Raw genomic sequence first — 12675 nt, 5'->3', positions numbered from 1 at the left:
GATTAGTCGAGATCAGCCGAGGCATGGCGAGCTCCCTTGCGATAGTCGACCTTGCGGCCCTTGAGTTCGTAGTCGATGGCCAGTTCCTGGTCGAGGTGGATGGCCACCTTCGCCCCGGGCTGGACGTAGATGGCGGCAAAGGCCTGGCCGTAGAGCTTGTTCACCCAGGTGGAGATGTCGCTGACGCCCTGGTTCAGGATCTTGCCCATCGCCTCGTTCCCCGAGATTCCGGTCGTGCCGATGGTGCCGCTGGAGGTCTGCACGTAGCTGGAGCTGCTGCCATCGCTCTTGATGAGTGAGGCCGCGCCGGCACCGGCGGCCGTGATCAGCGCCTGGGAGCCGATGTACTGGGCAGCATTGCTTCGGCGATCGCCGGCAATGCACGGGATGCCATAGGGATCGCTGATCCAGCCCATACCGCCCTGGACCGCAGCCGGTTGGCCATTGGTGGAGCTGTTCTGGTTGTTCTGGCCGTTGTTCTGCTGACCACCATTCTCCTGGGGGGCGGGTAGGGTACGTACGGTGCCGTCGGTGAAGACAAAGGTCATGCTGCGGATCTGCCCGCGCACGCACGACAGGGTCCAATCGCCCGAGGCGGTACCACTCACCACGGCGCCGGCGACGTCGGGCAGGTCGATGCCGTTGGCAGTCAGGTTGTCGGGACCGATCAGCACCTTGAAGGGGTAGGGGTCGTTGACCGTGCCGTCGACCGGTACGCGGCCCACTAGGGCGGTCATAGATACCGAGCCCATCAGGGTCGAGTTCTGGGGCAGGGTGTAGACCTTACGGACCTTCTTGCGCGTCTGTTCATCGCCGCCCACCCCATCCGCCACGCGCTGCGCACCGCCGGACGCCGCGTCCAGGGTCTTCTGGCCAGCGGTGCCGAAGGAGGTTGGGAAAGCAAAGCCACTGGCCGCCTGACCACTGCCGGCAGCGAGGGGCTTGCCATTGGCATCGACGGCCGTGCCGTCCTGCGGCTCGATCCAGACCAGGTCCGAGCTGCCACTGCCTTTCTTGAACTGATTACCTTCGCCCGGGTTGATGCCGAGCCCGATTGGCATATCGCCGCCGGAGCCTGCAGCGCCCCCCAACTGACTGCCCATCTGCGACAGGGTGTTGAGCTGCTTCTGCAAATTATCAACGAGCCCTTGGGTCTGCTTCTGCTGATTCTCCATGCCCTGGTTGATGCCCGCCTGGACGCGGTTGTCGACCGTGCTGTTGATGTTGCTCAGCTGAGCCTTGAGGCCCTCGTTCTCCCGCTTGGCCTCTTCGTTGTCTTTCAGGACCTTGCTCATCTGCTCCTTCAGCTGGCGACTCTCGGCGACGATGGTGCGCAGGGTGTCGTTGGCCGTATCGCCTTCAATGCCGAGCGCCTTGGCCTGTTCGGGGGTGAGCTGGGCGGATTGCGGCTGCTCAGGCTCCGCCGACTTGCCGCGGCCGAGCATTTTCACCCCGACGAAGACCACTAGGACGAGTAGGGGTAGCAGAGCGTACTTGAGGAGCGGATTACTTCTGAGCTGCATGGCGTACCTCCGGGCTTACCCGAGGATCAGCGGCGCTCAGGCTGGGCAGCAGCGACTGGCCGAGTCCGTGGTCCTTGGTGACCAGGTAGAGCACTGTGGTGTCGCTGGCATCGCCGCGGGCACCGAGGTAGGGGTGCTGAAAGGTGGCGGTGGCGAAGTCGCCCATCAGCTCGCGGGGATCCAGGGCCAGGCGCTGGCCGGTCTGGTTACGCAGCTTCACGGCAGTCACCCAATGGTCGTCCAACCGCCAGGCGCCCAACTGGCTGGCTTCAACGGGCAGTGCCGGCAGCAGCGTCGACAGGTCCAGGCGCTTGTCGACTTTGACCTGGGCGACGCCGTCGACCGGCTCCACCGTACGCAGCGGTGCATAGAGCATCTGCGCGGCGTAGCGGGTGAGCACGACGGGGATCGGCGTCTCGCGCTTCGGCGGGGCCGGTTCGTCTTCGTCCTCACCCGCCTGGCTGTTGGTTTTTGCCGGTGATTTGGCAGCAGGGGTGGCGGCGCTGGTCTGTCCATAGCGTGTGGGCGTGGTATCCCCCGGCACGATCTTAATGGCTTCCAGCGGCGCGTGACCTTCCTGGGCGGGGGTGGCCGCGATATCGGCCAGCATGATTTCGCCGGTGGCCGCGTTCTGCAGCTGCAGGCGGCTGGGTTCGATAGCATCCTTGGCCAGCAGGTAGATGGCGCCGCCGGTGCTTTGCACCCGGATCTTGTCGGCGATGGCGGGAGGCACGCCAACGCGGACGTTGGCGTCGACGAACAGGATCCGCTCCTGACCCACCACCAGTGGGATGGCCATGGGGACGCGCTCCCATTTGCGGATCTCGATGGCCTGGGCCAGGCTGCTCAGCAGCAGGCCGCCCAGTACCAGGACGAGGGAATGACTGGACCTCATGGCGTACCTCGGGCTTTGACTTCGATCCCGGCCTCGATCCGCTGGGGTTGACCGCTGTAGCAGTCCCACTTCATGCCCCAGGGATTTTTCTCGGGATCGACGTCGGCTTTGACGACGTGCAGCGGGTAGCGCGTGAGGGCCGTCTTGACCTTCTCGCCGCCCAGGTACTCGTTCGCGACGACATCGAGCATGACGGTCCACTCGCTGTTGCCCAGCACCTGGACGCGCCGGGTGGGATCATCGCCGTAGCCCGAGCCGGGAATCTCCGCCACGTTGCGGACGCGCCTACGCAGTTCGCCGGCATTGCGCTTGAGCGCCTCATCGCCTTCCAGGTAGACCTTGCAGGACGGGGTGACGAAGTTGGCCAGCCGCGCGATGTTGTCGCTGTAGTTCTTCTCGCCATCGGACGGCCAGCTGTTCATCTGCTGGAAGATGTAGAAGGCGTAGGCATAGACCGACTCAGGCGGTATCTCCCACCAGGGACGTGTGCTACCCGAGCGCAGGTCCGGGGGCACATGGACGGTCAGGTCCTTCGGCGCCGTGGACCAGCCGTAGCCGTTCCACATGGCGATACCGGTCATGAGACCCAGAGCCAGGCGCAGGGTGGTGATATGAGCACGCTGGGAATCGGACAGCTTCCAGGCGCGGCTCATAGCCCCACCATCCGCTTGCAGGTCCAGCTGCCGCTACGGATCACCAGGCGGCGGCCGGCAATTCCCCAATGTGCCAAGCGGCATTCCACCTGCCGCCACAGCCAGGTTTCCGGTCGGCCGCGCTTCCAGCGACGGAGTAGGCGGCCGGCAAGCCCAAGGCCCAGGGAGCCACAGGCTAGCGCGGCAAAGATCGGCATCGCCGGAGTCGTGAAAAACGCCAAGGGGATGCCAACCACAAAGCCGAACGAGGCGCAGACGATGATGGTGGCGAACATCTCGTCGGTGGTCAGGCCGCCCACGACGACGGGTTGGGTATTGAGGCGATTCGGCAAGAAGCGAAGCGTGCCGTCCTCATGCAGGTCCTGCGTAATATCCATCTGCGCCGTCTCGAACTACATGATGGTGGTGGCTTTGGTGACAATGAAGATCACCAGGCCAATGAGGACTACGCCGACGACTGCAGTCGCGCCCAGGTCTTTCCAGGTTTTCTTTTGCGTGTGGATTTCGTGGTAAACGCCGATAGCGTGGGTGGCGACGACAATCAGCCCTAGCGCACAGAGCAGTAGGCCAATAACCATGAAGCCGTCGTAGCCGCAGTTCTTGAGCGTTTCAAGCCAGGTGGAGCCTTCGCCGCGCGAGGGCGCTTGAGCGCTGGGTAACGCGGCTTGGCTGACGGTCGGCAGCAAGGCCAGGCTGGCTACCGCAGAAGTGAAGCATTTGGCGCGAGCGCCGAGGGTGAACAGACGTTTGAGGGACAGCATGGATTTCTCCTCGAGGGGGTTAATGCAAGATCAGCCAGGACAGGACGAAGTAGAGGATCAGCCCCTTGATCAGGGCGCCCTTGGCCGCGGCGGGTTTGAGGTTCTGATTCGCCCAGCCCTTGTAGAGGCTGATGGCGAGCCAGGCGAACCAGAGGGTGGTAACCGCCATGGCCGCGGAGAGCCAGAACAGGTTGCTGGCGGAGGGCGGAATACCGCTCGCCGCTTGAAAGGCAGAGGTCTGCGCCGCGGTCATGCTCATGGCTGGGCGCCTTCGCGCTGGTACTGACCGGAGAGCTCGGCCGCATCGCGCGGCTGGGCGCGGCTCGGTGCCAGGTAGTCCTGCAGGCCCTGCCGGATCCGTGCGATGTCAGCGGCCAGGCGGTTGTAGTCCAGGCGGTAGCGGGTGCTACCGTCGCTGGGCAACTCTGCGCTGCGCCTGGCGACGGTCTCGACAGCGTTGAGCTGCCTGATCATCACGTCGACGTTGGCCTGCTCGGAGGCGGTGCCGGCGGCCTGGACCTGGCTCGTCAGGATCCCGAGCGCGATGGTCAGACTGCCGGCAACGGCGAAGCGGCGGGTTGGCGTGCGAGGGTAGAAGGACAGTTTCACAGCGGGGCCCTGGGCTAGCGGGTGGATGCCGCACAGGATGCCGAGGGCCATAGGCGAGGTCAGCGGGAAACCATTACTGCACCCAAATAGGTTGCAAACCCGCTTGGTTACTGACTTTGCGTCGGGGTGATAAGCCGCTTGAAAAACAGCAGAAAGCCGGTGGCCACCGCGTAGCCAACGCCCCAGCCCTGGTTGCCCTGGGCAGTCTGCTGACCAACCTGGGCGCGGCCTTCCAGCACCGGCTGTACGCTGACCAGCTCCCAGCCGTCGGCGCCGAGGGCCTGCAGTCGTGCCTGCCGCTCCGGGTCGGCCAGGAAAGCCGCGATGTCAGGTGTACCGGTCTGCTCTTCGTGCTTGAACAGCAGCCAGCCGCGCTCCTGGACGCGGTAGGTGAGGGGGGCGAACTCGGTGTGGTATTCGAAGCGGGCAGAGGACATGGACAGCTCCAGTTCGATGGGATCGGCCATCCTCACCTCGCAACCTGAAGCTCACTAGGCGAAACCATATCTAGGCCCGAAATGGTTACAAACCGGCCTGAACAAATCTTGCGACTAAGCTGTCATCAGGAAAATCACGGGAGGTCGTATGACCGAGATTGCGTTTCTCCCCGAAGAAGCCAAACAACGGTGGCAAGACCTGACTCATGCCATGGCCATCATGGGCTTGGGGCATCTAGCCAAACTCTATGGTCAGCTCGAGGGCTACATTCTGGCCATGCTTGATTTCAATCGGATTACGGCACCGCAAGGCAAGCAGTTACTCAAGGCTGCCGCAGAGCTATTCGACCAATGCCGATCTGAGTACCTGAAGCACAAGCAGAAGCCACAACGGCGTATCGCTCGTGCGGTAGCAGTTAGCATGAGAAAAAGCCAGCACAGGGATTGATGAGGCTAGCGCGGGTGAAACCGACAGGCGCTTCAGGAGAGCAAGGTAATTGCCGCTTGGCACTCAGTTTTCAAGTCCCAATAGCTTATGATTAGACGACGCGATCGCGTTGTATGAGAACTGTAAGCCTATGAATCGGGTAGTGATAGCAGAGGATGAGCACTTGCTCGTCGAAATGCTGACCGAGCTGTTTGCTGAGGAAGGATTCTCCGTGGCTGCCTTTGCTACCGCAGATGACGCTTGGCAGCATCTGCAGGCACAGCAGTCTCCTCCGGACCTGCTATTCACTGACGTCAAGATGCCAGGGCAGATGGATGGCTTGGCGCTCGCTAAAGCCTTCTCTGCGGTCTGGCCATCAGTACCCGTCATCATATCGTCTGGTCATGTTCAGGAATCTGACCTGCTCCAGACCCAGACGCTCTATTTGGCCAAACCCTGGTCGTTCGATGCTCTCAGCGAGGTTTGCCGTAACGTTCGGGCGAATGCTGTTTAGGGCCCCCAAACGAAATCTCTAGGGGTAGAGGAGGCGCATCTCCCCTAACAGAAGCTTCACGGATTGGCCTGGAACTCGGCAGATATTGACGGCTGAGCGCCATTGCTCCGGAGAGATGCCCAGCACGCTGCAGGCCTTCCAAGACCATGCCTGCTAGTTGAGATCATCCAAACTGTTCCATGGCCACGCATCGACATAGTCTTCGGACACGAGGTACTGCCGCTCTGCCTCTTGCGCCACCCTAGCCAGCAATCGCGCTTGGTACTCTTTGGAATGAGCCACCGCGTTTAGCTCCTTCACATAGGGGGTTGTACGGTATATCCATACAGTCTCTCATGGTGAGAGCACCTGAGAAAGATGCCGTTGCGCTTCCGATTCATATCGATGTTAGTGCGATGAGTTGGGAACCCCTCTGACCATGCGACGCTCGAACTGCCATCTTTCATTGAGGCACGTCCATGGACGCCCTGGGCACTCAGCTAGCTGTTCTAGATCCACCGCTCAAGCACGAGCTGGAGTCCCAAGGCCACAACCTCGTTATCACGCTCATAGATCCGGCGAGGCCTGCCAAAGTCACGCGAACCCTGAACAGGGCTCTCGTCGCTAACACGCCCTTGCTGTACGACGTGATCCGCGATGCGATCAATGAGCTTCGGGCCGTCGGCAGCCATCAGCCGATTACTGAAAATGAGGTCTTCCCTGACGACTAGCATGCGGTGCGCCTCAAACGCATGCTCCTTCCGGTACGATCCTTAGCACTACAACATCGCGTCGGTTAAGAGAACGGTGGCCGTTGGGACCAAACGGCTTACGCTTGATCGAAGCGATTACTCATCTGGCACAATGCACCCGAGCTAGCATTTACATGGCTAAGGACTCGGTCGTGCTGCCTGAACATCACTCTCGTTTCTCACGTTACATTGCGGACTACTTTCCGGCTGACTACCACATTGATGTGGCCTATGCCTCTGGGCTTGATGAGACGCTATTGATCAGGATCGCGACCCCAGAAGGCGCTTTGGCTTCGTGCGAAACGACGGTTGCCCAGGCGCTCGACATCATGGCTATGGGTGACATAGCCGAATCGCTCAAGCTGCGAGTCGGTCATTCATGACGTATTTATCCTGCCATGACTAGTCAGGGGCTGATTGGGTGAGAGACCCATGCGTCAGGCACCGTCGAGTTAGCTGGAGTAGTCGAAGGGTCAGTTGACCAGGGCACGCAGCAGCGCCGTCTCGTTTTCCTCGATATCGAGCAGCGCCGCGCGCGCGTCTTCCGTCAAACCACTTTTGGTCAGATGAGCAAGTTGCACCAGCGTCATCAGTGCAATGTGGTTTTCTTCGAAAGCCTCGGCATCCTCCGCGGTGACACTACCCTGATGACGTTTAGCACTGTATCCCAGCACATCGGCCAGACAGTTGGTAGCGATGTCGATCAGCGTTTGCTCTAGCTGGGTGATGGTGCTCATAGGTCAATTTCCTTGTCGCCGGTAGTACTGGCGCGTCAGTGGTGAAGTATCTAGCGGAGTCCTATGCTGTCATGGACTACGCCAATCATTCATCCTTCCGTCGGACCGTAGCGTTCAGCATCTGTAGGAGCGTCCGTTTCTAGCCCGTTCAGTAAAACCAGAGCGTGCCCATCAGGACGCCGCTAGGCTTTCATGCAGATCCTTGTACCGCTGCATGATGTCGATCACCAGCGAGTTCACTGCCAGGATCTGCATGGCTCGGGTCACCGAGACGTACAGCAAGTTCAGCTCGTCGTCGCGCTTTGCCCGGTCGATCTCGGGTGCAAGTGGATCCGCGGTGAAGTCGTCGTAGAGCCCCACGAAGTCTCATTCCAGGCCCTTGGCCTTGTGCGCCGTGGTTAGGGTGACGGTAGCGTCCAGCTCGCTGGCCACCGCGCAGCGCCGCAGCTGCTCGATGCGCTTGGGTAGGTCGAAGTAGGCCTCAATGATCCGCACCGAGCGCTGCATCTCTGGATCCTGGGTGGCCTTGGCGATCTCCTCGTACTGCTCGAAGTCACGATAGTCGCGCAAGAGCTTCTTCTGCTGCACCAGGTCGTTGCGACCTCGGCTGAACTGAAACAAGTCCTCGAGCTCGCGCAGCGAGTAGCTGTCGATCCCGCCAATCCAGAACATGCGGTGGCCACCTTGCTTCTCCAGGCGCAGGGCGTTCTCGATCACGCCGCTGACCGTGCGATGCAGCCAGGTTCGGTGGGCGAGGTCCTCCGGCAGTGAGCGCTTCACCAGGGTGCGCTGGCCGAGTCCCTGCAGCTTCACCGTCTCGCCCTTAAACGACAGGATGACGTTGGCCACGTGGGCGACGGCCGGGCCGAAGCGGAAAGACTGGGTCAGGTAGTGCTTCTCGGCGTCGGCCATCCAGGTTGCGCTGAGGGCATCCTGGGCGCCACGAAAGCGGTAGAGCTGCTGGTGGCGATCGCCCACCATCACCTGGGTGGTGCGCTGCCGCTGCACCAGGTCGGCGATCACCGGATTCACGTCCTGGCCCTCATCGAGCAGGATGGCGCCGAAGCGGTTGGACAGGTCCGGGCGGCTCATCTGGTAGAGCTTGAGGTAGCCGTCGTGGGTGATCTGCACGCCGGCGTCCTGCAGATCGATCATGCGCTTCCAAACGCTGATGGCCATGCCCACCACCTGGGTGATGCGCCGCTCCTGTAGTTGCGTCAGGCCGCGACCGTCGTAGCGGGTGAAGTGACGACCGTCCAGGGCCATGTCGGCGCTGGCCATGAAGGTGTTGAGGGTGTTGACCACATCCCGGGCGAGCTCCCAATCCTGGGTATCCAGCACCCGGGCGACCTCGGTGATACGCAGGTTGCCCGCCTGCTTGTGCTGGTACTGGGTGCCGTAGACCGCATAGGCCAAGCCGTGGGCGGTCTTGCAGGTGACATTGCGCGGGAAGCGACTCTTGGCCGCCATCTCGACCGACTTGTTGTAGCAGAGATAGAGCATCTTCACGTCAGCATGGGCACTTGCGTAGCCCACCAGTGTGGTGGTCTTGCCGGTGCCGGCAAAGGCCTGGATCAGCAGCTTGCGTGCATTCGACGCGATGGCGGGAGCTTGCTCAGGGGTCCACTGCATGGGGTAACTCCAAATCGGCTGGGACAGGGATTCAATACCACCCCTGCATGCTGATGGGCGTGCGGGCGCTCCTTGTGGCCAGGTTGCGGCCCCGGAGCACGCCGGTGACTACAGGTATTTCTTAAACGAGGCGGTCGTAAGGTTCACTGATAAGGCCAGTAGCGCCGCACAGGGCAATAGCACTAGAAGCGGGCTCACACTGATCGGCAAGGCCAGGTACAGTGACCACGGCAATAGGGCGAGCGGCAACATGGTGCTACGGGCCTTGTGGTAGAAGTAGCTCGACTCACGGCCCGCGCTGAACTTGCGGATGTCCCGCCGCACCAGGCCGTCGATGAAGCCCACCAGGGCGGCCATGGCGAAGAGCGGCACGGCGAGCACCAAGATCACCAGGCGCACGCAGAACACCAACACAGTGAAGAGGGCGGACAGGCCGTAGGTCTGCACCGTGGTGATGCCTTGCGCGGCCATGTAGCGCAGATCCAGCTCGCCGCGCGGACCGGCGGCAGCCAGCTGCTGCATCCCGGTCAGCCACTGGACCAAACCCGTCTTTACGAATAGCCAGTCATAGAGCAGCCCCACCAACCAGGTGGCGGTGTGCCCGGGCTCCTGGACCACCACGCTGGATAGGAAGCCTTGAGACAGCCAGGCCAGCTCGTGATCGAGCATGCCCTTGGCGTGGTGCCAGCCGGCCTCTGGCCAGAGGAAATACAGGCAGAGCCAGTCGACCAGGATGGCGCCGCCGAGGGACAGGAACATCACGCCGATGAAGTGGAAGGGAAAGCTGAGCACCGACCCGATGAAGGTCTGCTCCTTGACCTGCTGTTGCTGAGCGCGCTGGGCGACGTCGGCCATTATCGGCGTCCTCGAGGAGCGGCGCTGGCGCGCCGGGCAATGGAGAAGAGCGCCTGGCGCTCGGCGGCCAGATCCGGCTGATGCTGGAAGGCTTCCCACTCGGTACCACCAGCTCGCCCTGCCGGCGGCCAGAGGTTGCCGCGGGGCCGCACGACCTCGGCCACCTGGCGGCCGGTGGCTACCAGCAAGCCCCAGCCCGACGGTAGGTCAGCCGCCTGCAGCAGCCCCTCGGGACAGAGGTAGAAGCGATAGAGCCCTAGCCCGCCGGCAGCCCGCTCAGGCTTGTTGCGATCGGCCAGGAAGTCGGCCCGGCTGGTCTTCACCTCGATCAGCGTCGAGCAGTTGCTGCGAAAGCCCAGCACGTCGGGCTGCTCGCGCGAGCCGAAGCAGCGCAGCTCGGTAGCGACGAGAGGAAAGCCCTGCCGGCGCAGCCAGGCGGCGCCCAGGGCGACGAGACGGGTATGATCAGGGCCGGTGGTCATGCCGCGTCCTCCGATCCCTGGGTCATCTTTTTGAAATCGTCCTGTAGATCCAGCGGGAGATCATCTGCCACCTGGCGCTGCCCCGGCGCCTCCCACCACTCGCTGCCGGTGGCCTGGCCCACCTGGTAGGTCTTGCGCATCTTCTCCGCGAGCTCCTGCAGGTCCTTGGGCATCGCCTCGTCCGGATCCACCGCCGGCAACGGCATCCGCACCTTCCACAGGTTGCCGCCTTCGATCAGTGCGTAGCACTGGCCCTTGGGCAGGCCCACCACATGGGCAGGTTCCAGCATGGGTACGCTGGTGGCACTGAGCTGGTCGTGGGTGTTGGAGGTGAAGGCGGTCTTGCCGTTGACGGCGTCGCTGGCGCTACTCGCCGGCGTGGCGGTGAAGACCTGTACCTTGGGCAACTGGTTGGTCAGCAGCTCAGCCGTCGCCGTCTCGCGGACCCGCAGCATGAAGAGGTTGTTGAAGTTGCCGATGATCTGCCCGGCCTTCGCGCGGTTGCCGATCTTGGCCTCGATGTCGGACAGGGTCTGGGTGTAGGCCGTGACCTGCAGGCCGGCGCCACCGCCCTTGTTGATCATGGGGATGAACTCATCGCCGATCAGCTCGTTGAACTCGTCGGCGTGCAGGTTGATGGCTACCTTGCTGCTGGCCTCCCCGGGCAAGCCATCATCAATGCCGTACTTGTAGATGTGGCCGGCAACCGAGACCAGGTCGGAGAACATGGAGTTGCCCACCGCCGCGGCAACCTCGGTGTCGGACAGGGCATCCAGGCCGACGTAGACCACGGCGCGTTTGCGCACCACCTGCATCCAGTCGAAGATCGGCCGCGGATCGTTGACGTCGTGGTAGTCCGGGGCAATCAGCTCAGCCATGCGGCCGGTCGTCAGCTTTTCCAGCAGCGGCAGCAGCGAGGCGACAATCTTGTCGAAGTAGGTCTTGTCGTAGCGCACGGCGCTGCGCAGGCCATCCATGACCGGATCCAGCACGCGGGTCTGGTTCAGGTACTGGTCGATGGCGATGACCCGCAGCGGTCGGCCCTTCATGTTGAAGGGGACGTTCTTATCGTTGAGCTTGCCCTCGATGAAGATGATCTTCTCCCATGCCTTGGGATCGTGCTCATCGAAGTATTTCTGGGCGTATTCCAGGAACAGTCCTTCGATGTTGATCACGTGCTGCTGGATCTGCAGGTAGTCCGGCCGCCGGCCAAGGGCGACCAGGGCGCGGGCGATGATGTTGACGAACCGCCAGGCGAACTCCTTGAACGCCGCTGAGTTGCCCTCGCTGGACAGCTGGCCCGCGACGCGGGTGGCCACCTCCGAGATCCGGCCGAAGCGCCCCACGGCGTTGTAGCGCGCGGACTGGTCCGGCCAGCCCAGGTGGAAGACGTAGAACTCGTTGGCCCGGCCGGCGCGTTCGCACTCGACGTACATCCGCTTGAGCAGATCGGCATCACCTTTGGGGTCGAAGACGATCACTACCTCATGCTGGCCGCGCCGCTTGCGGCGGATGTCCTGGGTGATGAAGAGTTCGGCCAGGCGCGTCTTGCCCACCCGCGTGGTGCCCAGGACGATGGAGTGGCCTACCCGCTCGCCCAGCGGCAGGCTGACGTCGTGCTCTTCGGGCTCGATGCCGTGCAGCCGCGGCAGGCCGCCCACTGGCGGCAACGGCCGGAACGGGTTCGCGGCGTTGTCCCAGGCCGTGGCCTTGGCCAGCAGGGTGAGGGGGAAGGGCGCGAATTCCAAACGAGCCTCGAGGCGACGGGCCTTGTTGGTCCACTCCGACGGCTCGACATAGGGCGCGTACTGCGGCAGGTAGGTGTCGACCAGGCGCTGGGTATGTTTCTGTTCCCAGCGAAAGCCCTTGCCCACGAACAGCCGTTCATTGCTGACCGGGATCTCCTTGCTGGTCATGCTGTAGAACGACAGGCGGCGGATGTTGCGCCGGTAGCGCAATACGCGCAGCGCCTGGCGCAAGCGGTAGATCCCGAAGCCTAGAAAGGTGACGGCCGTGACCAGGCCAAACAGCGGCGTCAGCGCGACGGCCCAGGGCGCGAACACGCACAGGAAGGCCATGGCCAGGCACACCTGCACCGTGTAGAGCTCTACCGCAGGCCGCAGCAGCGTATCCAGGGCATGGTTGCGGGCCATAGCTAGCGCTCCAGCTCGCCAGCGTCTGGCAGTGGCAGGCCACCGGCGTGCTCCTCACGGATAGCTTCGGCCTCGTCTGGCGGCAGTGCTGCTTCGAAGCGCTCACAGAGGGTCATCTCATCCTCCAGGGAACGCCTGGTGACCTCGCCACCATGGAGGTCGACCAGGACCTCGACATCGCCCGCCAGGGCCGCACGGGCGGCCTGGCCATTGGGCATCCGGATCACCAGGGTCAAGTAGGGGGAGTGGGGGCTGGGCATGTGGGC

The 12675-nt window shown here is 62.8% G+C and carries 19 protein-coding genes; 4 read left to right on the top strand and 15 right to left on the bottom strand.

All coding sequences use genetic code 11. From position 1 onward, the window contains the following. Positions 1-2: 2 nt before the first annotated feature. The 8 genes from FSV73_RS19230 to FSV73_RS19195 all read right to left on the bottom strand — a co-directional run bounded on the left by FSV73_RS19230 (position 3) and on the right by FSV73_RS19195 (position 4908). Positions 3-1523, bottom strand: coding sequence for a TIGR03752 family integrating conjugative element protein (locus FSV73_RS19230; RefSeq protein ID WP_145009946.1), 1521 nt, complete (start codon positions 1521-1523; stop codon positions 3-5). After that, positions 1507-2418: a TIGR03749 family integrating conjugative element protein gene (locus FSV73_RS19225; RefSeq protein ID WP_145009943.1), complete on the bottom strand. Its 912-nt coding sequence runs from the start codon at positions 2416-2418 to the stop codon at positions 1507-1509. Before FSV73_RS19225 ends, FSV73_RS19230 begins: the two co-directional genes overlap by 17 nt. After that, entirely contained in the window at positions 2415-3071 is a 657-nt protein-coding gene (locus tag FSV73_RS19220) for a PFL_4703 family integrating conjugative element protein (RefSeq protein WP_145009940.1), read from the bottom strand. Before FSV73_RS19220 ends, FSV73_RS19225 begins: the two co-directional genes overlap by 4 nt. Next, on the bottom strand, positions 3068-3448 hold the full coding sequence (locus FSV73_RS19215; protein ID WP_145009937.1) for a TIGR03750 family conjugal transfer protein: 381 nt from the start codon (positions 3446-3448) through the stop codon (positions 3068-3070). The genes FSV73_RS19220 and FSV73_RS19215 overlap by 4 nt, the downstream gene beginning before the upstream one ends. A gap of 15 nt (positions 3449-3463) precedes the next feature. Beyond that, positions 3464-3832 (bottom strand): TIGR03745 family integrating conjugative element membrane protein, encoded by a 369-nt coding sequence (locus FSV73_RS19210; protein ID WP_145009933.1) that lies wholly within the window; start codon positions 3830-3832, stop codon positions 3464-3466. Between the two features lie 19 nt (positions 3833-3851). Next, on the bottom strand, positions 3852-4091 hold the full coding sequence (locus FSV73_RS19205; RefSeq protein WP_145009930.1) for a TIGR03758 family integrating conjugative element protein: 240 nt from the start codon (positions 4089-4091) through the stop codon (positions 3852-3854). Next, positions 4088-4441 carry an RAQPRD family integrative conjugative element protein gene (locus FSV73_RS19200; RefSeq protein ID WP_145009927.1) on the bottom strand — a complete coding sequence of 118 codons (354 nt, stop codon included), beginning with the start codon at positions 4439-4441 and terminating at the stop codon, positions 4088-4090. The genes FSV73_RS19205 and FSV73_RS19200 overlap by 4 nt, the downstream gene beginning before the upstream one ends. A 107-nt stretch (positions 4442-4548) precedes the next feature. Further along, complete coding sequence (locus FSV73_RS19195; protein ID WP_437179301.1) at positions 4549-4908, bottom strand: hypothetical protein; 360 nt, start codon at positions 4906-4908, stop codon at positions 4549-4551. 118 nt (positions 4909-5026) lie between these two features. Between FSV73_RS19195 and FSV73_RS19190 the strand changes: the two genes are divergently transcribed. The 4 genes from FSV73_RS19190 (at position 5027) to FSV73_RS19175 (ending at position 6933) form a co-directional block, all read left to right on the top strand. Further along, positions 5027-5326: a hypothetical protein gene (locus FSV73_RS19190; protein WP_145009924.1), complete on the top strand. Its 300-nt coding sequence runs from the start codon at positions 5027-5029 to the stop codon at positions 5324-5326. A gap of 130 nt (positions 5327-5456) precedes the next feature. After that, a complete protein-coding gene (locus FSV73_RS19185) occupies positions 5457-5819 on the top strand; it encodes a response regulator (RefSeq protein WP_145009921.1) in 363 nt (120 codons plus the stop codon). 458 nt (positions 5820-6277) lie between these two features. Next, positions 6278-6529, top strand: a complete 252-nt coding sequence (locus FSV73_RS19180) for a hypothetical protein (RefSeq protein WP_145009918.1) — start codon at positions 6278-6280, stop codon at positions 6527-6529. A gap of 173 nt (positions 6530-6702) precedes the next feature. Continuing rightward, entirely contained in the window at positions 6703-6933 is a 231-nt protein-coding gene (locus tag FSV73_RS19175; RefSeq protein WP_145009915.1) for a hypothetical protein, read from the top strand. A 90-nt stretch (positions 6934-7023) separates the two neighbouring features. Here the strand turns inward: FSV73_RS19175 and FSV73_RS19170 are convergent, their stop codons facing one another. The 7 genes from FSV73_RS19170 to FSV73_RS19145 form a co-directional block, all read right to left on the bottom strand. Further along, on the bottom strand, positions 7024-7287 hold the full coding sequence (locus tag FSV73_RS19170; RefSeq protein ID WP_145009912.1) for a hypothetical protein: 264 nt from the start codon (positions 7285-7287) through the stop codon (positions 7024-7026). Positions 7288-7458: 171 nt separating this feature from the next. Further along, the gene (locus FSV73_RS26215) at positions 7459-7647 is read right to left on the bottom strand and encodes a hypothetical protein (protein WP_437179300.1); all 189 of its coding nucleotides are present in this window, start codon (positions 7645-7647) and stop codon (positions 7459-7461) included. A 6-nt stretch (positions 7648-7653) separates the two neighbouring features. Continuing rightward, positions 7654-8919, bottom strand: coding sequence for a UvrD-helicase domain-containing protein (locus FSV73_RS19165; RefSeq protein WP_437179299.1), 1266 nt, complete (start codon positions 8917-8919; stop codon positions 7654-7656). A gap of 108 nt (positions 8920-9027) precedes the next feature. After that, positions 9028-9774 (bottom strand): TIGR03747 family integrating conjugative element membrane protein, encoded by a 747-nt coding sequence (locus tag FSV73_RS19160; RefSeq protein ID WP_145009909.1) that lies wholly within the window; start codon positions 9772-9774, stop codon positions 9028-9030. Then, on the bottom strand, positions 9774-10256 hold the full coding sequence (locus FSV73_RS19155) for a hypothetical protein (protein WP_145009906.1): 483 nt from the start codon (positions 10254-10256) through the stop codon (positions 9774-9776). The genes FSV73_RS19160 and FSV73_RS19155 overlap by 1 nt, the downstream gene beginning before the upstream one ends. Next, positions 10253-12409, bottom strand: a complete 2157-nt coding sequence (gene traD, locus FSV73_RS19150; RefSeq protein ID WP_145009903.1) for a type IV conjugative transfer system coupling protein TraD — start codon at positions 12407-12409, stop codon at positions 10253-10255. The genes FSV73_RS19155 and traD overlap by 4 nt, the downstream gene beginning before the upstream one ends. 2 nt (positions 12410-12411) lie before the next feature. Next, entirely contained in the window at positions 12412-12669 is a 258-nt protein-coding gene (locus tag FSV73_RS19145) for a hypothetical protein (protein WP_145009900.1), read from the bottom strand. Positions 12670-12675: the final 6 nt, after the last annotated feature.

The sequence above is a fragment of the Pseudomonas oryzihabitans genome (assembly GCF_007665395.1).
In the GTDB taxonomy this organism is placed as follows: Bacteria; Pseudomonadota; Gammaproteobacteria; order Pseudomonadales; family Pseudomonadaceae; genus Chryseomonas; species Chryseomonas psychrotolerans_C.
Note: the sequence above shows the minus strand (reverse complement) of the source record. Positions and strands in the feature narration are given on the sequence as shown.